At 70.8% G+C, this 19,446-nt stretch carries 20 protein-coding genes; 10 read left to right on the top strand and 10 right to left on the bottom strand.

All coding sequences use genetic code 11. The features are described from left to right. Nucleotides 1-359: integrase core domain-containing protein (locus I4J89_RS47520; RefSeq protein WP_196420852.1), on the top strand; the 359-nt coding region annotated here is incomplete at its 5' end. Here I4J89_RS47520 and ggt read toward each other — a convergent pair. Beyond that, on the bottom strand, nucleotides 356-2,149 hold the full coding sequence (ggt, locus tag I4J89_RS47515; protein ID WP_196420851.1) for a gamma-glutamyltransferase: 1,794 nt from the start codon (nucleotides 2,147-2,149) through the stop codon (nucleotides 356-358). The two genes, I4J89_RS47520 and ggt, sit on opposite strands and share 4 nt — an antisense overlap. Before the next feature lie 76 nt (nucleotides 2,150-2,225). Further along, complete coding sequence (locus tag I4J89_RS47510; RefSeq protein ID WP_230860803.1) at nucleotides 2,226-3,722, bottom strand: alpha/beta hydrolase; 1,497 nt, start codon at nucleotides 3,720-3,722, stop codon at nucleotides 2,226-2,228. A gap of 148 nt (nucleotides 3,723-3,870) precedes the next feature. On the opposite strand from I4J89_RS47510, the gene I4J89_RS47505 reads away from it, so the two are divergent. After that, nucleotides 3,871-4,977, top strand: coding sequence for a PQQ-dependent sugar dehydrogenase (locus I4J89_RS47505; protein WP_196420849.1), 1,107 nt, complete (start codon nucleotides 3,871-3,873; stop codon nucleotides 4,975-4,977). A gap of 3 nt (nucleotides 4,978-4,980) precedes the next feature. Here I4J89_RS47505 and I4J89_RS47500 read toward each other — a convergent pair whose 3' ends face one another. The 4 genes from I4J89_RS47500 to I4J89_RS47485 all read right to left on the bottom strand — a co-directional run bounded on the left by I4J89_RS47500 (nucleotide 4,981) and on the right by I4J89_RS47485 (nucleotide 8,002). After that, nucleotides 4,981-5,223, bottom strand: coding sequence for a hypothetical protein (locus I4J89_RS47500; RefSeq protein WP_196420848.1), 243 nt, complete (start codon nucleotides 5,221-5,223; stop codon nucleotides 4,981-4,983). Between the two features lie 86 nt (nucleotides 5,224-5,309). Beyond that, nucleotides 5,310-5,609: a hypothetical protein gene (locus I4J89_RS47495; RefSeq protein WP_196420847.1), complete on the bottom strand. Its 300-nt coding sequence runs from the start codon at nucleotides 5,607-5,609 to the stop codon at nucleotides 5,310-5,312. An 11-nt stretch (nucleotides 5,610-5,620) separates the two neighbouring features. Then, entirely contained in the window at nucleotides 5,621-7,276 is a 1,656-nt protein-coding gene (locus I4J89_RS47490) for a sodium:solute symporter family protein (protein WP_196420846.1), read from the bottom strand. Between the two features lie 51 nt (nucleotides 7,277-7,327). Then, the gene (locus I4J89_RS47485) at nucleotides 7,328-8,002 is read right to left on the bottom strand and encodes an HAD family hydrolase (RefSeq protein WP_196420845.1); all 675 of its coding nucleotides are present in this window, start codon (nucleotides 8,000-8,002) and stop codon (nucleotides 7,328-7,330) included. A 215-nt stretch (nucleotides 8,003-8,217) separates the two neighbouring features. Between I4J89_RS47485 and I4J89_RS47480 the strand changes: the two genes are divergently transcribed. Then, on the top strand, nucleotides 8,218-9,333 hold the full coding sequence (locus I4J89_RS47480) for a glycosyltransferase (RefSeq protein ID WP_196420844.1): 1,116 nt from the start codon (nucleotides 8,218-8,220) through the stop codon (nucleotides 9,331-9,333). Between the two features lie 13 nt (nucleotides 9,334-9,346). On the opposite strand, the gene fgd is transcribed toward I4J89_RS47480, so the two are convergent. Further along, nucleotides 9,347-10,351, bottom strand: a complete 1,005-nt coding sequence (fgd, locus tag I4J89_RS47475; protein WP_196420843.1) for a glucose-6-phosphate dehydrogenase (coenzyme-F420) — start codon at nucleotides 10,349-10,351, stop codon at nucleotides 9,347-9,349. A gap of 9 nt (nucleotides 10,352-10,360) precedes the next feature. Then, nucleotides 10,361-12,181: a sigma-70 family RNA polymerase sigma factor gene (locus I4J89_RS47470; protein WP_196420842.1), complete on the bottom strand. Its 1,821-nt coding sequence runs from the start codon at nucleotides 12,179-12,181 to the stop codon at nucleotides 10,361-10,363. Nucleotides 12,182-12,314: 133 nt separating this feature from the next. On the opposite strand from I4J89_RS47470, the gene I4J89_RS47465 reads away from it, so the two are divergent. The 4 genes from I4J89_RS47465 to I4J89_RS47450 all read left to right on the top strand — a co-directional run bounded on the left by I4J89_RS47465 (nucleotide 12,315) and on the right by I4J89_RS47450 (nucleotide 15,372). Continuing rightward, entirely contained in the window at nucleotides 12,315-12,713 is a 399-nt protein-coding gene (locus tag I4J89_RS47465) for an ATP-binding protein (RefSeq protein ID WP_196420841.1), read from the top strand. A gap of 98 nt (nucleotides 12,714-12,811) precedes the next feature. Next, nucleotides 12,812-13,954, top strand: coding sequence for a PP2C family protein-serine/threonine phosphatase (locus I4J89_RS47460; RefSeq protein WP_196420840.1), 1,143 nt, complete (start codon nucleotides 12,812-12,814; stop codon nucleotides 13,952-13,954). A 56-nt stretch (nucleotides 13,955-14,010) separates the two neighbouring features. Further along, nucleotides 14,011-14,472: a MarR family winged helix-turn-helix transcriptional regulator gene (locus tag I4J89_RS47455; RefSeq protein WP_196420839.1), complete on the top strand. Its 462-nt coding sequence runs from the start codon at nucleotides 14,011-14,013 to the stop codon at nucleotides 14,470-14,472. Nucleotides 14,473-14,493: 21 nt separating this feature from the next. Beyond that, nucleotides 14,494-15,372: an LLM class flavin-dependent oxidoreductase gene (locus tag I4J89_RS47450; RefSeq protein WP_196420838.1), complete on the top strand. Its 879-nt coding sequence runs from the start codon at nucleotides 14,494-14,496 to the stop codon at nucleotides 15,370-15,372. 197 nt (nucleotides 15,373-15,569) lie between these two features. On the opposite strand, the gene I4J89_RS47445 is transcribed toward I4J89_RS47450, so the two are convergent. Then, nucleotides 15,570-15,920, bottom strand: a complete 351-nt coding sequence (locus I4J89_RS47445) for a histone-like nucleoid-structuring protein Lsr2 (protein WP_196420837.1) — start codon at nucleotides 15,918-15,920, stop codon at nucleotides 15,570-15,572. 201 nt (nucleotides 15,921-16,121) lie between these two features. Between I4J89_RS47445 and I4J89_RS47440 the strand changes: the two genes are divergently transcribed. Both I4J89_RS47440 and I4J89_RS47435 read left to right on the top strand, forming a co-directional pair. After that, on the top strand, nucleotides 16,122-16,553 hold the full coding sequence (locus I4J89_RS47440; protein WP_196420836.1) for a hypothetical protein: 432 nt from the start codon (nucleotides 16,122-16,124) through the stop codon (nucleotides 16,551-16,553). Further along, the gene (locus I4J89_RS47435) at nucleotides 16,544-17,788 is read left to right on the top strand and encodes a D-alanyl-D-alanine carboxypeptidase family protein (protein ID WP_444876229.1); all 1,245 of its coding nucleotides are present in this window, start codon (nucleotides 16,544-16,546) and stop codon (nucleotides 17,786-17,788) included. The genes I4J89_RS47440 and I4J89_RS47435 overlap by 10 nt, the downstream gene beginning before the upstream one ends. Here I4J89_RS47435 and I4J89_RS47430 read toward each other — a convergent pair. Then, on the bottom strand, nucleotides 17,778-18,278 hold the full coding sequence (locus I4J89_RS47430) for a DUF456 domain-containing protein (RefSeq protein ID WP_196420834.1): 501 nt from the start codon (nucleotides 18,276-18,278) through the stop codon (nucleotides 17,778-17,780). The two genes, I4J89_RS47435 and I4J89_RS47430, sit on opposite strands and share 11 nt — an antisense overlap. A gap of 203 nt (nucleotides 18,279-18,481) precedes the next feature. Between I4J89_RS47430 and I4J89_RS47425 the strand changes: the two genes are divergently transcribed. Further along, nucleotides 18,482-19,411 (top strand): sigma-70 family RNA polymerase sigma factor, encoded by a 930-nt coding sequence (locus I4J89_RS47425; protein WP_196420833.1) that lies wholly within the window; start codon nucleotides 18,482-18,484, stop codon nucleotides 19,409-19,411. Nucleotides 19,412-19,446 lie beyond the last annotated feature (35 nt).

Raw genomic sequence — 19,446 nt, 5'->3', positions numbered from 1 at the left:
CCAGCGTGCTCCGCCGCGCGGTCGCCTGGTTCACCGAACGCGGCGTCACCACCCGCCGTGTGCTGTCCGACAACGGCTCCGCCTACAAATCCCGGCTCTGGGCCACGACCTGCGCCGAGCTCGGCATCACGGTAAAGAAGACCCGCCCTTACCGGCCGCAGACCAACGGCAAGATCGAACGCTTCCACCGCACCTTGGCCGACGGCTGGGCCTTCGCCAAGCACTACACCAGCGAAAAAACTCGCCGCGCTGCCCTACCCGGCTTCCTGCACGACTACAACCACCACCGGCCCCACACCGCGATCGGCAAGCTGGCACCCATCACCCGGTTGAACAACCTGGCTGGACATCACAGCTAGCGGGCCGGGCGGACCACCGCGGCCGCACCACCGCCCCGGCGGGACGGTTCGGACGAGGCGATGAAGCCGCCGCCCCTGGTGAACTCGATGGCGGTCGCCGCGCCCAGCTCCGCCACATCGGGAGCGAAGGTGTGGCCGAGTGCGGTGAGCGCCGGCCCGTACCGCGTGTGGAACGCCGGCTCGGCCTGGATGCCGGCGGTGTTGCGCTGCGAGGCTCGCGGTGCGGCCATCGCCTCCGGCAGGGTCATGCCCAGATCGACCCGGTTGAGGATCATCTGAAGCACGGTCGTGATGATGGTCGCGCCACCCGGCGAGCCGAGGGCGAGGAACGGCTTGCCGTCGGAGAGCACGATGGTCGGCGACATCGAGCTGCGCGGTCGCTTGCCCGGGCCGGGCAGGTTGGGGTCGGGCGCGTCGCCCTGGGTCGGGGCGAAGTTGAAGTCGGTCAGCTCGTTGTTCAGGACGAAGCCGCGGCCCGGCACGACCATGGTGTTGCCGCCGGTGGCCTCGATGGTGAACGTGTACTCGACGATGTTGCCCCACTTGTCGGCGACGGTGAGGTTGGTGGTGCTCTGTCCCTGCTCGGCCGGTCCGCCGACGGTGGCCGGGGTGCAGCCGGTGGCCGTAATGTCACCGGGCGGAACCGGCTTGGTGAGCGCCTTGCCCGGGTCGATCTGGCAGGCCCGCTGCGCCGCCCAGCGGTCCGAGAGCAGCCGCCGGATGGTCCGTTGCGGGGTGTCCGCGCCGACGTACCGGTTGCGGTCGGCGAAGGCGAGCGCCGACGCCTCCAGGTAGTAGTGCAGCTTCTCGGTGGTCGAGGCGGACGCCGGCAGGCCCTTCTCGATGATGTTCAGGGCCTCACCGACCGCGGTGCCGCCGCTGGACGGCGTGTTCATGCCGTAGACGGTCAGCCCGCGGTAGTCGGAGCGCACCGGATCCGGGTAGCGCAGCCGGTAACCGGCCAGGTCGGCACGGGTCAGGGCGCCGGGCCGGATCGGGTACGCCCAGTCGCCGATCGGATCGTCGGCGATCGGCGGGTTCTGCACCGTCTCGATCAGATCCGCACCGATCGCCCCGCGGTAGAAGACATCGGTGCCCTTGCGCGCGATCAGCCGGTAGGTGGCCGCGAGATCCGGGTTGCGCTGGATGCTGCCCACCGCCGGAGGCGCGCCGCCGGGCAGGTAGAGCTCGCTGGTCGAACTGAACTGGCCGAACGCGGGCGCGATGGCGGCGATCTGCTGGTTGAACGTCGCGTCGACGACGAAACCCTCCTCGGCGACCCGGGCGGCCGGCTGGAGCAGGCTGGACAGCGACCGGGTGCCCCACTTGCGGGCGGCCGACTCCCAGGTGGCCAGCGTGCCGGGCGCGCCGACCGACAGCCCGCTGACCCGCGCCTCGTTGAAGTCGTACGGCAACCCGTCGGCCGGGTCGATGAAGAGTCTCTCGGTGGCCGAGGCCGGGGCCGTCTCCCGCCCGTCGATGGTGGAGATCTTCTTCCGCTTGGCGTCGTAGTAGACGAAGAAGCCGCCGCCGCCGATCCCGGCCGAGAACGGCTCGGTCACCCCGAGCGTGGCGGCGGCCGCGATGGCGGCGTCGACCGCGTTGCCGCCGCGCCGGAGCACGTCCAGGCCGACCGCGGTGGCGTTGGCGTCGACGGTGGCGACCGCGCCGCCGTATCCGGTGGCGGTCGGGCCGAGGGCCGGGTTGCCGCCCGCGGTGGCGGGCGGGGAGGCGACCACGACCCCCATGGTGGTCAGTGACAGCGCTGTCAGTGCGGGCAGGAACCGCATCGGCCCTCCAGGTCGGACAGTGTCGGTTGTCAATACTTTGCCTACCCGTGATCGGGGCTGGACACAACCGGTGGGCTCAGCCGACGCCGTACGGCTCCGGCTCGATGGCCGGGCAGCTCGCCTCGGCCGCGGGCAGGCGCAGGTCGATCAGATAGCGATCCACCGCCTCGCTCACGCACTTGCTGTGGGAGTAGGTGACGTGCCCCCACCCCTCGTAGGTGAGCAGCCGGGCGGACGGCCCCAGCTGCCCGGCGACCTGCTTCGCCCACGTGTGTGCGGTGGCCGGGTCATGGCGCGCGTTGACCAGCAGCACCGGGCCGGCCGCCGGCTGGACCGCGCGCTGCGGGTTGACCGGCCGGGTCGGCCAGCCGAGACAACCGGCCACGGCGGTCAGGGCCAGCGGCGAGCCGAGGATCTGCGGAGCCCGGGCGGCGAGGGCACGCAGCCGGTCGCGGTATCCGGTGAACCCGCCGACCGGCAGCGACCAGTCCTGGCAGACCACGGCCGGGAAGCTGTGCGGGGTCAGGTCGACCGGCATGCGGCCCCGCCGCCCGGCCGGTTTCGACTGGGACGCCTCCTTCAGGTAGTGCGCGAAGGAGTACCACTGCGGGTCGTAGAAGGCGCTGAACGCCGATGACATCAGATCCCAGACCCGCAGGCGGTTCGGTGGGTCGTACGGGTCCACCAAGGTTCCGGCCGCGGCCCGTCTCATCAGCGCCGCCCACATCGCCGGGATGTCCTGGCCGCGCAGCACGCACCGGTTGTCCCGGGCGCACCAGGCGATGAACTCGTCGAAGGCGTCCTGCGCGGCGTCGGCCGACTGGGTCAGGAAGTCGTCGACGCCCACGCTGTGGTCCATCACGCTGTCCAGGACCAGGGCGCGCAGCCGCTGCGGGTAGAACTCGCCGTAGAGCTGCCCGATCAGCGTGCCGTACGAGGCGCCGTAGAAGTTGATCTGCGGTTCACCGAGGGCGATGCGCACGGCCTCCATGTCGCGGACCACGCTGACCGAGTCCGCGTGATGGAAGGCCGGCCCGGAACGCGCCGAGCAGTCCGCGGCCAGCCGCTGGTTGAACGTGGCGATCGCGTCGAACTCGGCCTCGGTGGTGGGCAGCGGTGACGGCTTCTCGTCGACCAGCTTCTGATCGCAGAGGACCGGTGCGCTGCGGCCCACCCCGCGCGGGTCGAGGCCGACGATGTCGAACCGCTCGGACACCTCGGCGTTGAAGAAGCTGGTGTCGAGGGCCATGTTGACCGCCGAGACGCCCGGGCCGCCGGGGTTCACCATGAGGACCCCGAGCCGCCGCGACGGGTCGGCGGCCGGGCGGCGAGCCAGGGACACGTCGATCCGCGGCCCGTACGGCCGGGTCCAGTCGACCGGTACGTGCATCGTCCCGCACTGCGTCCGCTCGTCCTCGGGGCAGGGCTCCCAGGCGATCGTGGTGACGCTGTCGTACCGGGTGCGTGGCGGCACGCCCACTCCCGGATCGGCGCGGGCCGGCTGTGGCGCGTACCCGAACAGGGTGGTGAGAGTGAGGATCGCGGCCGTGACCGGCCGTGCCAAAGCTCGCAAAACCTCATCTCCGCCCTCGCGGCCACCGCACCGCGCGGCCCCCATCTTGGGCCTCATCGCGGCGCCGAATCCGGCAAACAGCCACATTTAACGCGGATTGACCAGCGCGAGGCCAGCCGGAGTGGCTAGATCGTGGCACCGTTGACGGATGGAATCCGCCCGGCTGGTTCTCGCCGCGACCGGCGTCGTGCTGCTCGCCGCCTGCTCCTCCAACGGCGACGCAACCCCGCCCACCGTGCAGCCGGTCCCCTCGGTTTCGGCGCTCCCGTCCACGACCGCCGCCGCGCCGGTCCCCCGCGGCACACCCGACCTGTCCGCCCCGGAGACGGTGGCGACCGGGCTGAACGTGCCGTGGGGTCTCGCCTTCCTGCCGGACGGCAGCGCGCTGGCGGCGGAACGGAACACCGGCCGCGTCCTCCAGGTGAAACCGGGGGCGCAGCCGCGGGAGGTGTACCGGGTGGCGGGCGTGGACGCGGGCGGCGAGGGTGGCCTGCTGGGTCTCGCGGTCGCCGGGGACTACGCCGAGACCGAGCTGGTGTACGCCTACTTCACCGCGGCGGACGACAACCGGATCGTCCGGTTCAAGCTGGGCGGCGGAGCGGCCGAAGTCATCTTCGACGGCATCACCAAGGGGCCGCGGCACAACGGCGGCCGGATCGCGTTCGGGCCGGACCGGATGCTCTACGTCGGGACCGGGGACGCCAGCGAGGAACCGCGCTCACAGGACCGGGACGATCCGAGCGGCAAGATCCTGCGGCTCACGCCGGACGGCGAGCCGGCGCCGGGCAACCCGTGGGACGGCTCCCCGGTCTGGACCCTGGGACACCGCAACGTGCAGGGCCTGGCCTGGGACGGTCAGGGCCGGATGTACGGCATCGAGTTCGGGCAGAACACCTGGGACGAGGTGAACGTCATCGAGAAGGGCAAGAACTACGGCTGGCCCGAGGTGGAAGGCCGCGGCGACGACGACCGGTACGTCAATCCGATCGTCCAGTGGACCACCGACGAGGCGTCCCCGAGCGGAGCCGCGGTCGCCGGGGACACGCTGTACGTCGCCGCGCTGCGCGGGGAGCGGCTGTGGACCGTACCGCTGGGTGGCGGGCGGACCAGGGCCGAGTTCACCGGGAGATACGGCCGGCTGCGCACGGTCGCCGTGGCGCCGGATGGTTCGCTGTGGTTGACCACTTCGAACACCGACGGCCGCGGCGACCGGCGTGACGGGGACGATCGGATCCTGCGATTCCCAGCGCGATGACGATCAGCCGTTGGGTGGCAACGAGGAGATGGCGCTCGCGTACTGCGCGACCTGCCGGACGTTGGGCACCACGCCGTAAATGCGTAGCTGGTTCTGGATGACCTCCTTTACGAGATCTTGACTCTGTCCGCGGTGGGTTTGCATGACCTTGTTGACCACGAAGTCGACACGCAACTGGATCTGCCAGGCGGCGCCGCGGCGGCCGCCGGAGCCGGTGACGCTGCTGATGGGGGCGAGAAATGACATGCCCCCGTTATCGGTTGTCCGGATGCGCCTCTTGAAGATTCGGTGACCTGCAACGAGACAGCACCCGGGCAACACCGTTCCGGCCATCAAGACTCGCGGGCGGCCCGTTCGTCGGGCGGCAGTTCGTCCTCGACGTCCGGGTCCCGCGGCGGCCCCGGCGGGTTGAGCTTGAGCCAGAGCAGCATGAGCAGCCCGAGCGCGAGCATCCCCAGACCCATCCACAGATTGATCCGTACGCCCTCCGCCTTGTCCAGCTCGGTTTCGCCGTCGAAGAGCCCGATCAGCGTGACGATCAAGCCGTAGATCAGGAACAGGCCACCGATCACGGTGCGTACGTCGAAGAGCCGGGCGGCGGTCGCCACCTTCTCCTCATCCTTGTCGGTCATCGGGTGTCTCCTCACCAGACGGGGATGTACAGGAGGACGGCCAGCGCGAGGGCGATGAAGCCGAGCAGAACCGGATTACGCCACCAGACCTTCTCGGAGGCGATGATCACTTCACCGGAGGTGGTCGGGCCGCCCAGGCCGTAGACGAGGCCGCGCAGTTCGTCGTCCCGCTTGCCCGGGGTGAACGGCGTGACGATCAGCGCCACCACGACCGCGGTCACGAAGGCGAGACCCGCTCCCCAGAAGCTCTCCTCCAGGTCCGAGTTGAAGTGCACCACCTCGGTCAGGTGCAGGATGTAGAGCGTGAGCGAGGCGAGGAAGCCGAGCAGCAGGGACCAGAAGCCGGCCCACGCGGACATCCGCTTCCAGAACATGCCGACGATGAAGGTGGCGAACAGCGGCGCGTTGAACAGCGAGAACAGCGCCTGGATGTAGTTCATGATGTTGCTGAAGCCGGCCGCGATGAACGCCGTGCCGATGCCGACCACGATGCCGGCGATCGTCGCGATCCGGCCGACCCGCAGGTAGTACCCGTCGCTGCGGTGGCGGCGGACGTAGGTCTGCCAGATGTCGTACGTGAAGACGGTGTTGAACCCGCTCACGTTGGCCGCCATGCCGGCCATGAAGGACGCGACCAGGCCGGTCACCGCCACTCCCAGCACGCCGTTCGGCAGCAGGTCGCGCATCAGCAGCGGGATCGCGTTGTTGTAGATGAGGTCGCCCTCCTCGGCGCCCAGCCCCTGGATGGTCACCAGCGCGATCAGACCGGGGATGATGGTGATCGCCGGCACCAGCAGCTTCGGGAAGGCGCCGATGATCGACGTACGCCGCGCCGCGTTCATGTCCTTGGCGCTCAGCGCCCGCTGCACCTCGGCGAAGTTCGTCGTCCAGTAGCCGAACGAGAGCACGAAGCCCAGCCCGAACACGATGCCGATCCAGTGCGCGCCGAGCGGGTTGTCGGTGCCGCCGGTGTCCGCCCACGTGTGCAGGCCGGCCTCGCCGAGCGGGGACTGGCGCACCTTGTCGAACAGGCCGTCGATGCCGCCGACCTTGACCAGGCCGATGATGGTGATCGGCAGCAGGCCCGCCACGATCACGAAGAACTGGAGCACCTCGTTGTAGATCGCCGAGGAGAGCCCGCCCAGGGTGATGTAGGCCAGCACGATGGCGGCGCCGACCACGATCGACAACCAGAGTGGCCAGCCGAGCAGGGCCTGCAGGATCAGGGACAGTGCGTACAGGTTGACGCCGGCGATGAGCACCTGGGCCACCGCGAAACTGAGCGCGTTGAACAGGTGCGTCGGCCGGTTGAAGCGCAGCCGCAGGAACTCCGGCACGCTGCGGACCTTGGAGCCGTAGTAGAACGGCATCATCACGATGCCCAGGAAGACCATTGCCGGTACGGCGCCGATCCAGAAGTAGTGGACCGTCATCATGCCGTACTCGGCGCCGTTGGCGGACATCCCGATGACCTCGAGGGCGCCCAGGTTGGCCGAGATGAAGGCCAGACCGGTGACCCAGGCGGGCATCGAGCGCCCGGAGAGGAAGAAGTCGGCGCTGCTCTTGATCGCGCGCCGGGCGGCGAACCCCACGCCCAGCACCGTGACGAAATAGATCGTGAGAATCAGATAGTCGACGAAGCTCACGTCGAGCCGGAGTCCATCCACGGGCCCACCTCCGAGAAAGTCGGCCCGGCAGATACCCGGATCGAAGATCTTTCACACCAGGCGGGCGACCGCCTCCGGAGTCACCTCGGTGATGCTGTCCACCACGAGTTTCGCCTGGGCCAGAGCATCGGCGGCCGGCGGGTACACACCGTGCGGGACGGCGATCACCGTCAGCCCGGCCGCGCCGGCCGCGCGGAGCCCGTTGCTGGAGTCCTCGATCGCCACGCAGTCGGCCGGGGTGAGCCCGAGCCCGGCCACCGCGGTGAGGTAGACGTCCGGCGCCGGCTTGCCACGAGGAACCTCCTCGGTGGACAGCGTCACCTCGAACTCACCGGTCAGCCCGGCGGTCTCGAGCACCTGGTCGATCAGGATCCGCGCGGACGAGCTGGCCAGCGCGAGCCGGTAGCGGGCGCCGAGGGCCCGGACCACCTCGACCGAGCCGGGGATCAGCGGGAGCGCCTCCCGGTACCGCGCGGCCATCCGGCCCAGCACGTCGGCGGCGACCTGCTCGGCGGTACGCGGCACGCCCACCTCGTCGGCGAGGTGCGCGGACCACTCCCCGGTGCTCATACCCATCATCCGGTCCTGGGTGTCCGGCAGGAACTCGCGGCCGTGCTCGGCCACGTAACCCCGGCGGACCTCCTCCCAGACCTCCTCGGTGTCGATGATGACCCCGTCCAGGTCGAAGACGACCGCCTTGATGCCGCTCGGTTTCACATCGATCACCCTACCAACCCGTACGCACAGTAATCATGCCGCCACGATAGACGATCTTGATGAGGGGGTTCGGCCCACTGAGATGATCACCATCAACCGTCTGGCCGGTTGCCGGCGCGGTGCAGGCCGGTAGCTTGACAAGGCACCTACACCGAGCCGGGAGCCGCACCAAGATGACAGTTCAGGGTCGCCCCGGTGATCGTCCAGCTTCACCCTCGGTAAGCGTGGTGATTCCGGCGGGCACGGCTGACAAGCTGCCCCTGCTGCTCGGCGCCCTTCCACCGGTCCACGAGATCATCGTCGTGGTCGGCCCCGGCGCGGACACCAGCCGTCCCCTCCCCCGGGCCGCGCGGGTGATCCGGCAGACGCGTACCGGTCCCGGCAACGCGATCGCCTGCGGCGTCGCGGAGAGCACCGGGGACGTGGTGGTCACCCTGCCCGGCGACGGCACCTGCGACCCGGCCGACGTGCCGCGGTTCGTGGCGGCCCTGCGCGACGGCGCCGACGTGGTCCACGGCTCCCGCTATCTCACCGCACCGGGCGCCCCGGCCGGCCCGGACGCCGGCCCGCTGGCCCGATGTGCGGATCTCGTCCTGCTCTGGGTGATGAGCGTGCTCTTCGGGTGCCGTCCCAGCGACCCCGGTTTCGGGTACCGGGCGTTCTGGCGGGACACCGCGGGCCGGCTGGGCCTGCCCCGGGTCGCCGGCACCGAGCCGGTACGCGGTGACGGGCCGGAGGTCGAGCCGCTGCTGACGGTTCGTACCACCACGGCCCGGCTGCACGTCGCCGAACTGCCCGCCGGCGTCTACTCACCGACCGGCCGGGCCGGCTCACCGCTGCTGCCGGCCGTCCGGGCCCTCGTCTCCGAGTACGCCGACCGGCGCCGGACCACCCGCACCGGAACCGAGGAGAGCATCGTCGTCCTCACCGGCTCGTCACCGGTGGCCGAGCCGGCGCACCCGCTGGTCAACACCCCGCACCTGCCGGCCACCGCGGACGGGTACGTCAACGGTGCCCGTGGCTGGCCCGCCCCCAACCTGGACCGCGTCCTGGCCGGCCTGGACCGGCGGGACGGCGGGACGCTTCCCGGCGATCCCGGCTTCGCCGACCGCAGGTTCGCCGGGTCGACGGCGTCCTTCCGCCGCAGCGACGGCGAACCGTTCAGCCGTCGGCGGTGGCGGGACAACCGGGTCGAGACCGAGGCGGCCACCCCCCGGGAATCGGGACGGCGCCGCCTCCAGGGCCGCCCCAACCTGCGCGTGATCAACGGCGAGGCGACCGGCCCGACCGGCCCGCGCAGCGGTCACCTGCGCTCGGTTCCCCGCCCCCGCCAGCCGTGACCGCTCAGCCGGCCTATGCGGAGGAGCGGGAGCGCAGGCGCGGCAGGATCTCGCCGGCGTACAGCCGCAGGAAACGCTCCTGATCCGGGCCCGGCGCGTGGAACACCAGGTGCTTGAAGCCCATGTCGAGGTATTCCGCGACCTTCAGCGCGTGCTCCTCCGGGTCGGACGAGACGATCCACCGGGTGGCGGTCCGCTCGACCGACAGCGCGTCGGCGAGGCGCTGCATCTCGATCGGGTCCTCGACGCCGGTCTTCTCCTCCGGTGACAGGGCCAGCGCACCCCAGTACTGGGTGTCGTTGCGCGCCTGCTCCAGGTCCGCGTCGAAGGAGACCTTCACCTCGATCATCAGGTCCAGGTCGTCGACCTTGCGGCCGGCCTTCTCGGCACCCTCGGTGACCGCCGGGAGCAGCGTGTCGGTGTATAGCCCGTGGCCCTTGCCGCTGGTCGTGATGAACCCGTCGGCGATCCGCCCGGCCAGCCGGGTCGCGGCCGGCCCGGAGGCGCCGATGTAGATCGGCACCGGCGTCGCGGGCTTGTCGTAGATGGTGGCGTTCTCGGTCTTGTAGAACTGGCCCTCGTAGGTCACCCGGTCCTCGGCCCAGAGCTTCTGGATCAGCAGGACCGCCTCCTTGAGACGGGCGAAGCGCTCCTTGCCGTCCGGCCACTGCGTGCCGAGCAGCACCTCGTTGAGCGACTCGCCGGAGCCGACGCCGAGCACGGCGCGGCCCGGCGCGAGGCAGCCGAGGGTGGCGAAGGCCTGGGCGACCACAGCCGGGTGGTAGCGGAACGTCGGGGTCAGCACGCTGGTCCCGATCAACACCTTTTCGGTACGCGCGGCGAGCGCACCCAGCCACGGCAGTGCCGCCGGGGCGTGACCGCCGTCGTGCCGCCACGGCTGGAGGTGGTCGCTGATGAAGACCGAGTCGAAGCCCAGTTCCTCCGCGAGGATGCCGTACCTGAGCAGTTCAGCCGGCGCGAACTGTTCCGCCGACGCCTTGTACCCGAACCGAATCATGAAGGCAGCCTAACCCGCTGCGCGGTAGGCTTTCCCCGCCTCGGTGGGCGTCTTGCCGTCCTTGTAAAGCCCGAAGTCCACGCTGTCCCCGACGGCCGGGAGCCCGAACCAGGCGTACCGCTGGACGAACGAGCGCTTCTCCAGGCCGGTGGTGGCGCCCTCGATGAACCGGACCTTCTGCGCGTCGCTCGGGTACTTCTGCGGCCCACCGAAGTTGATCAGGCCGAACTCGGTGACCCAGATCGGTTTGCCGTACCGCTTGTGCACGGCGTCGACGTAGCCGAGGAACTGGTTCACGGCGGCGGCGCTGAAGTCGGAGCCGTACCAGTGCAGGGCGATCGCGTCGACCCGCAGCCCCTTCTCGGTGGCGCCCTTCATGAAGCGGTCGAGCCAGCCGCCCGGGGTGTCCCCGCCGAACGCGACGGCCGGGCTGACCAGCTTCATTCCGGTGGACTCCAGGCGTGGCCAGGCGGCCAGGGCGTCCTCGACGTTCATGTTCGACTGCTCGGCCAGGTCCGGCTCGTTGAAGCCGAGCAGCACGTCGCCCTCGGCCTTCGCCTGTTTCAGGGTGGCGTCGGTGACATTCGCCTTCCCCCAGATCATCGGCACGAACTCGACGCCGGCCGGGCCCGGCACCTCGTCGTCGCTCGGCGCCCAGCTGTAGTACCAGCCCGCGCCGACGTCCTTGAGCGCACCCTTCGCCCCGGCGCACTTCCACACCCCGACGCCCTTCTTGGCGGACTGTTCCGCGGCGGCGGCGGGGGCGGCGCTCGTCCGCTTCGCGGACTTCGACGGGGACGGTGCGACGGAGGGCGGGAGCGACGGCGCCGGCGACGCGGCCGGTGAGGTGGGCGGCGCGATCGGCGAGCGGGAGACCTCGGGCGCGGCGACCACTGCCGCATTGACCGGCTCCGCCGGGGCGCGGTACGCGACGACGGCCGCACCGCCACCGGCGACGGCTCCGGTGGCGAGCACTCCCACGAGCACCTTCTGTGCCAGGGAACTGCCGGCCTTCGCCGCGAGCTTTACGGGGACGGCTTGGATTTGGCTAATAGGTGTGGCCGTACTGAGAACGGGGTTGAAGTTGATCGGAAGCGGGACCAGCGCCATGCCGGTCAGCAGCCTTTCGGCCGCGACCAGATTTTCCCAGGCCGGCGCGCAAGCGCGGCAGTCGCGCGTGTGCCGCGCGATGCGCTTGCGCCAGAGCGAACCCGGCCGTCCGTCCCAGGCGTCGAGCAGGACCATCAGGTCGGCGCAGCGAGGTGCCCGGTTGAGCGCCCGGACCACCGCCCGGGCCGTCTCCAACTGGGCCTTCATTCGCTGGATCCGCACCGCGGTGTGCTGGCGGCCGACACCGGTGGCCGCGACGATCTCGTCGCGGGTGAGTTCGCCGGAGGCCTCCAGCCACCACAGCGAGAGCAGTTCGCGGTATTCCTCGTCCAACCACCGGGTCGCCTCGGCGGTCTCCCGGCGCTGACCGGAGAGCTCCAGCCGGGTGATCGCCAGGTCGGTGAAGTCGGCGCCCGGGTCGCGCAGCTCGGGGTCGAGCGGCACCGCGGCCGGCCGGGCCCGGAATCGTTCCCGCACCTGGCGCACGGTGATGGCGACCAGCCAGGACCGGAAGGACTCGGGATCACGCAGATCGCCCAGGTTGCGCAGGACGCGCAGCATGACCTCCTGCACCACGTCGTCGACGTCCGCGTGACCCTCCAGGGCGCGGCCGACGATCGTGTAGACCAGCGGCAGATAGCCGGCGACCAGTCGATCCACCGCGGCCGGGTCCCCGGCGCGGGCAGCGATCACCGTCGCGGTGTCGGACTGTCGAGCCATAGTTCCGCCTTCCCTGGGCATGCGCGTCTCGGCCTGGGAAGGGAGACGGGCACGGCGACCATGGATAACACGAATCGGGGAGGCGGTCACCCGCGCGCGGTTAATCGAACGGAGGATGGGGCACAGAAAAACCATGCGTATGTCGGTCCGGCTTAACCTTCCCCGCGAGGTGGACAGCGTCCCCGCCGTACGCCGGCTGCTGCGCTGCGCACTCTCGATCCTGAAAGTAGACCGGCAGGCGGGTGCCGATCTGGAGATCGCACTCACCGAGGCGTGCGCCAACGTGGTGAAGCACGCCAGCGGAGCGGACAAGTTCGAGGTGCGCCTCGACGTCGGCCACGACCACTGCGCGATCGACGTGGTCGACGAGGGCAACGGCTTCGACCTCGGCGCGGACGCCGCCGCCTCACCGCCCGCGCACAGCGAGCGAGGCCGCGGCCTCTTCCTGATCAAGGCGCTCGGCGAGAACGTGCGCATGCAGTCGAGTCCGCGCACGGGAAGCCTGATCCACTTCGAGAAGTCCTTCGCCTGAGGTCCTGACCCGCGCCGGACGGACCTATGGGGCCTGTCCGGCGCAAAAATGCTTGCCGTATAACAAATACCTGCCACTGTGGAGAGGAGTTGTGAGAGTTGTCCGACCGCCCGGTTCCCCTCGGTGTCCTGCTGCGTGCCGCGCCGCCCGATCGGCTCCCGGAGGTGGCAGCCGATCACCTGCGCCGGCACTACGCGGCCGACCGGGTGGAGGTCTTCGTCCCCGACCTCACGCTCTCCGCGCTCTGCCCGCTGCTCGGCGACCCGGGGCCGGACACCGAGCCGGCCGTGCTGCGCTGCCTCGGCAGCCAGCGGCCGGACACCCAGGCCACCGCGAGCGGTGCCACCTGCCTGCACCTCCCGCTGAACTGCTGGGGCGAGCGGGTCGGGGTGCTGCGCCTGGAACTCCCGTCGCGCCCCGAACCGGAACTCACCGAGGAACTGGCGGCACACGCCGACGAACTGGCCATCGCGCTGCGCGCGGCCGGAACCAGCACCGACCGCTACCGGCGGGCCCAGCGCCGGGCCCGGCTCACCATGGCCGCCGAGCTCCAGTGGGACCTGCTGCCCGGCCGATCGCTGGCCGACGAGCGCTTCCTGGTGGCCGGGCAGCTGGAGCCGGCGTACGACGTACGCGGTGATCACTTCGACTGGTCCCTCGACGGCGACCAGCTCACCGTCACGGTGCTCAACGGCCACGGCGACGGGATGGAGGCGGCCCTGCTCACCTCGCTGGCCGTCAACGCCATGCGCAACGCGCGCCGGTGTGGCGCCGACATCGTCGAGCAGGCGGAGCTCGCCTCCGACGCGGTGCACTCCCGGCACAGCGGCTCGGCGCACGTCTCCACCCTGCTGCTGGAGATCGACCTGGTCGGTGGCGGTGTGGCGGCGGTCGACGCCGGCTCGCCCCGCTGCCTGATCGCCCGGTCCGGTGACATCAAGCCGGTCGAGCTGGAGCAGCAGTTGCCGTTCGGCATGTTCGGTGAGGCGCACTACGACATCCAGCGATTCCGGCTGGAGCCGGGTGACCGGCTGCTCGTGGTCAGCGATGGAGTGCACGGAGCGGTGCCCTCCGGGCGTCGATCGTTCGGTGAGTCCGCGCTGCTCAGCGCACTTCGGCGGACACGGCTCCAACCGGCTACCGAGGCGGTGGGTACCGTGATGCGGAGTCTGCGCGACTATCACGCCGGCACCGAGCCGGAGGATGACGCGGTCACCGTCTGCCTGGATTGGCGGCGCTGAGTCCGGGGTAGGGGTACAGGCTCATGGGTCCGCGACTCTCATTACGGGGAAACGGCATGGAGCGTGCCACCGAAGTCGCCACGACCGTCGAGTCGTCGGTGGAGTCGCTGGTCGCCGTCCTGGATCGGGCGCGGCTGGCGCAGCACCCCGCCGTACCACCCGCACAGTTGCGGGTGCTCACCATCGTGGCCGGTAACCGGCACACCAACATGAGCCGCCTGGCCGAGACCCTCGGCGTGGTGCCCTCCTCGGCCAGCCGGCTCTGCGACCGGCTGGAGGCGACCGGGCTGCTGCGCCGGGTCGCCGACCCGCGGGACCGCCGCGAGGTGCGGCTGCTGCTCACCCCCGCCTCCCGCCGAGTTCTCGCCGACCTGCGGGAGCGCCGCCGCGAAGCCCTCGCCGACGTGCTCGACCGGATGCCACCGGAGGCCCAGCAGGAGCTGGTCCGGGCGCTGCGGGCGTTCGAGACCGCGGCCACCGACTTCCCCGGCTCCCAGGACGGCCTCCGGACCGCCTGACGATCCCGGTACGCTTCGCCGATGCGCATCGGCATCGTGATTCTCCCCGACCAGCGCTGGGCCGAGTCGAGCCGGCGGTGGCGCCGGGCCGAGGAGTACGGCTTCGACCACGCCTGGACGTACGACCACCTGGGCTGGCGCGATCTGATCGACGGCCCGTGGTTCGACTCGGTACCGACCCTCACCGCGGCCGCCATGGTCACCTCGCGGATCCGTCTCGGGACGTACGTGGCCTCGCCGAACTTCCGTCACCCGGTGCATTTCGCCCGCGAGGCGGTGGCGCTCGACGACATCTCGGACGGCCGGCTGCTGCTCGGGCTGGGCGCAGGCGGGATCGGCTTCGACTCGGCGGTGCTGGGCGCCGCGGAGCTCACCCCGCGGCAGCGGGTGGACCGCTTCGCCGAGTTCCTGGAACTGTTCGACACGATCCTGCGGTCGCCGGCCACCACCTGGTCCGGCTCCTGGTTCTCGGCGGTGGACGCCCGCAGCATCCCCGGCCCGGTCCAACAGCCCCGGACGCCGTTCGTGGTCGCCGCCAACGGGCCGCGGGCGCTGCGCCTCGCGGTCCGGTACGGCGACGGCTGGGTCACCACCGGCGCACACGACGTGGACGGCCCGGAGTCGTGGTGGCGTTCGGTGGCCGAGGTCAAGGACCGTTTCGAAGCCGCCCTGACCGCCGCCGGCCGCCCGCTCGACGCGATGGACCGCTATCTGAATCTGGACACCTCGCCGATTTACTCGATGAGCAGTGTGGCGGCGTTCGAGGACGCGGTCGGCAGAGCGGCGGAACTCGGCTTCACCGACGTCATCACGCACTGGCCGCGGCAGTCCAGTTGGTACGCCGGTGACGAGAAGGTGCTGGAGGCGGTTGCCGCCGAACTACCCCGGCTCCGGAGCTAGCTTTATCGGCGCGCTTTATGCTTTTCCGCCCGCCCGCCCGGCCGCTGCCGCCGCAGCCTCGTTGAAATAGGTTCAATTGGGACGGGTGGGATTTCCCAGCCCGCCGGCTTTACCGCCAGTTATCGGTTCGTCTCGCAGAGAGATCCTTAACTGAGCTGTGCCGGTGGCGCGGCACCGGCACAGCCGCAACCGGCGAATCAGCGACCGTGGGCCGCCCGGTACGCGTTGCTGACCTCCTGCGGAATGCGGCCGCGCTCGGAGATTTTGTGCCCGTTCTGGATCGCCCACTCGCGGATCAGCCGGTTCTCGTCGCGCGAACCCGCGGTCCGGGCCGGTGCCCCGCCGCGCGAGGCGATACGCCCGGACACGGTACGCCCCAGACGTGTGCCCGCGGAGATGTACGGGTCCAGAGCCTTACGCAACTTTCCGGCATTGGCCTCGGAAAGGTCGATCGTGTAGCTGACGCCGTCGAGGCTGAACTCAACGGTCCGATCCGCCTTCTTGCCGTCCAGATCGTCGATCAGGGTGGTGATTACCTGCCGCGCCATAACGACTCCCGAGAGAAATTAATCAACCGCGCCCAGTCTGGCTCGCAACCGGTGTGCCGCGCAACTCCCCGCCGCGATCCGGCAATTCTTTCGCCACTGGCGAAGCCTCGCCGTTATCAAAATAGCGACACGGAATGGCACCGGATTCGCAGAGAAAGCCCGGTTGGCCGCCGGCCCGGGGTTCACGTTAGGGTCGGCGCCATGCGGGACGAGCAGGCCGACTGGCGGGAGCAGCAGAGGCGTGCGGTGGCCGGCCGCGCCGCCGCACTGGAGGCCGAACGGGCCGCCGAGGCTCGCCGGGCCGCCGCACTGCTCGACGACTTCGTCCGGCGCGCCACCGAGCGCGGGCTCGAACCGCACACCCTGACCGCCCGCACGCTCGACGGACGCTCCACCTACAAGACCACCGTCCGCGGCTGGTACCTGAAGTCGGACCGCTCGGTGGCCGTCGGCGAGGACGGCGAGTACTACATCCTGACCGTCCCGCCCTCGCTGCGGGCCCGGTTCGCCGGCGCCGACCTCTCCCCCAGCATGCCCCGGATGATCGTGGGCGCGGGCGGCGGAGACGGCGAGCCGATGCCACTCGGGCAACTGCTCGACCGCCGGCTGGAGGCGGGGGCCCGCTGGCCGTGACCCGGATCCTCGCGGCACTGGCCGCAACGTTGTTCGCCGTCCCCGCGGCCGCCCTGCCCGCCTCGCCGGCTCTCGCCGCCGAGCTTCCCTGCCCGAAGCCGAAGGTCGCCGCTCCGAGCATGCCGCCGCGCCCGGTGCCGCCGGCCGAGAACCCCGCGGACATGGCGGTCGGCGGCAGCGCCCTCGCCACGCACGGGCTGGTCGCCGCCGAGGGCAGCCCGAGACCGCCGGCGGTCACCGCCACCACCTGGCTGGTCGCCGACCTGGACACCGGCGAGGTGCTGGGTGCCTGCGGGCCGCACGTGCACCAGACCCCGGCCAGCGTGCAGAAGATCCTGCTGGCGGCGACCGCGCTGGAACAACTGGATCCGGCGCAGAAGGTGACCATCACCCGGGGCGACCTGAACATCGAGCCCGGCAGCTCCGCGGTCGGCCTGGTGGTCGGCGGCGTCTATCCGATCTCGACGCTCTGGCTCGGCCTGCTGCTCAACTCCGGCAACGACGCCGCCAACGCCCTGGCCCGGCTGGCCGGTGGCGGCGGCAACGACGGCCTGCCCAAGACGGTCGCCGCGATGAACGCGAAGGCCGCGTCGCTGGGCGCCAACCAGACGCACGCGGTGACACCGTCCGGACTGGACGGCAAGGGGCAGTTCACCAGTGCGTACGATCTGGCGCTGATCGCCCGGGTGTGCTTCGCGAACGACGACTTCCGCAAGTACGTGCTCACCCGTTCCGCGAAGATGCCGGCGCAGAAGCTGAAGTCGCGGAAGGTGGGCGGCTTCCAGTTCCAGAACGAGAACAAGCTGGTCTACAACTACCCGGGCGCGCTCGGCGGCAAGACCGGGTTCACCACCCTGGCCCGCCACAGCTATGTCGGCGCGGCCGAGCGCGACGGCCGCCGGCTGGTGGTCACCCTCCTCGGCGCCGAGGCCCGGCCACTGCGCGGCTGGGAGCAGGGCGCCAAGCTGCTCGACTGGGGTTTCGCGCAGCCCAAGGGCACGTCGGTCGGCCACCTGGTGACGCCCGAGGAGGTGGCCGAGGCGAAGGCCGCGGCTCCGGCGGAGGAGGAGAAGGCGGTCGGCGGCGAGACGGAGAGCGGGACGGCCCGGCCGTCCGCTCCGCGTGGTCTCGCCGTGGCGGCGGCGCTGTCGGTCGCCGTCGTCCTGACCGCCGCGCCGCTGTTGCTGCTGCTCACGCAACGGCGCCGGCGCCGGCTGGCCCGTTCTACGCGATGATCAGGCCGAGGACGAAGACCACCGCGATGGCCAGTGCGGCGGCGAACTCGACGAGCAGTGAGAGCCCGACCGCGGCGAACGCCGACCGGGTGGACGGCCACGCGCGCTCGTGACCCACCCGGTTCAGCTCGACCAGCCAGACGCCGAGCAGGAAGCCTAGAACCAGGCCGATCACGGGTATCACGAAGAACCCGATAAGGCCCAGCACACCGCCGGCCATCAGCGCCGACGTCGGCACCCCGGTGCTCTTCAGCCGCTTGCCCGGCCAGAGGAACTTGATCACCAGGCCGGCGCCGGCGATCAGCGTGGCGACCACCAGGATCGCCCACCGCACGCCAGCTCCGCCGCCTCCGAGCAGCGTCCAGAGCAACACACCGCTCCAGCTGAGCAGCAGGCCGGGTAGCACCGGCAGCATCACGCCGATCACCCCGGTCGCGATGAGCAGGCCGGCGAGAAGGGCGACCAGCCCGGCGGTGTCAGTCAGATCCATGCGGCACACCCTGCACCACCGGGCCGGAACCCTCAACCAGGCCCGCCGGGCGCCGATGGACCACCAACGCCGGGAACGCGGTCCGGATGCAACTGGTACGCAACTGTGCGTGACCGGTACGTGCACCCTCCGCGCCGGAAAGTTCTCCCTGTCAGCCGACGCCCACCAGCCATCGGGCGCCGACAACAACCGGGGGAAACGACATGACCAGCACCGTGACGACCGCTGCCGACTTCGCCGCCGACACCGCTACCGCCACGCCCGTGCTCTCCGCCGCGGAGCAGGAGGAGCTGATCCGCACGCACATGCCGCTGGTCGGCCACCTGGTGCGGGACATGCTGAGCCGCATCCCCAACCACATCCACCGCGACGACCTGACCAGCGCCGGCCTGCACGCCCTGGTCACCGCGGTCCGCGGCTGGGACCCGAACCGCGGCGTCCCGTTCCACCGCTTCGCCGGCACCCGGATCCGTGGCGCGCTCCTGGACGAGCTGCGCGCGCTGGACTGGGCGACCCGCTCGGTGCGGTCCAAGGCCCGCAACACCGACGTGACCCGCCAGCAGCTCACCACCACGCTGGGCCGTACGCCCACGCCGGAGGAGCTGGCCCAGGCGCTCGGCACCACCACGAGCGAGCTGCACCAGACCGACACCGACGTGCAGCGCGCCACCGTGCTCTCGCTCCAGGGCTTCACCACCAGCAGCGCCGACGACCTGGTCACCGAGCGTGACCCGGGCCCGGAGGAGATGCTGCTGCGCCGCGAGCAGATCGGCTACCTGCACCACGCCATCGACTCGCTGCCGGAGCGCCTGCAGACCGTCGTCACCGAGTACTTCCTGAACGAGCGCCCGATGGCGGACATCGCCGCCGACCTGGGCGTCACCGAGTCGCGGGTCTCGCAGCTGCGCGCCGAGGCGCTCTCGCTGCTCAAGGACGGTCTGAACACCCACCTCAACCCGGACCTGGCGCCGGTTCCGGACAACCCGGAGAGCATCACCGCGCGCCGGCGTGCCACCTACTACGCCAACATCGCGAACAACACCACCATGCACAGCCGTCTCGCCATGACGAACGCGCACGGACACACCGCGATCGGCCGCGGCACGCACAAGCAGCCGGCTACCGCCGCCTGACCAGAGCAGCAGGAGAAGGGCCCGGCATCCGCCGG

This window comes from Actinoplanes aureus, assembly GCF_015704865.1.
Classification (GTDB): Bacteria; Actinomycetota; Actinomycetes; order Mycobacteriales; family Micromonosporaceae; genus Actinoplanes; species Actinoplanes aureus.
Note: the sequence above shows the minus strand (reverse complement) of the source record. Positions and strands in the feature narration are given on the sequence as shown.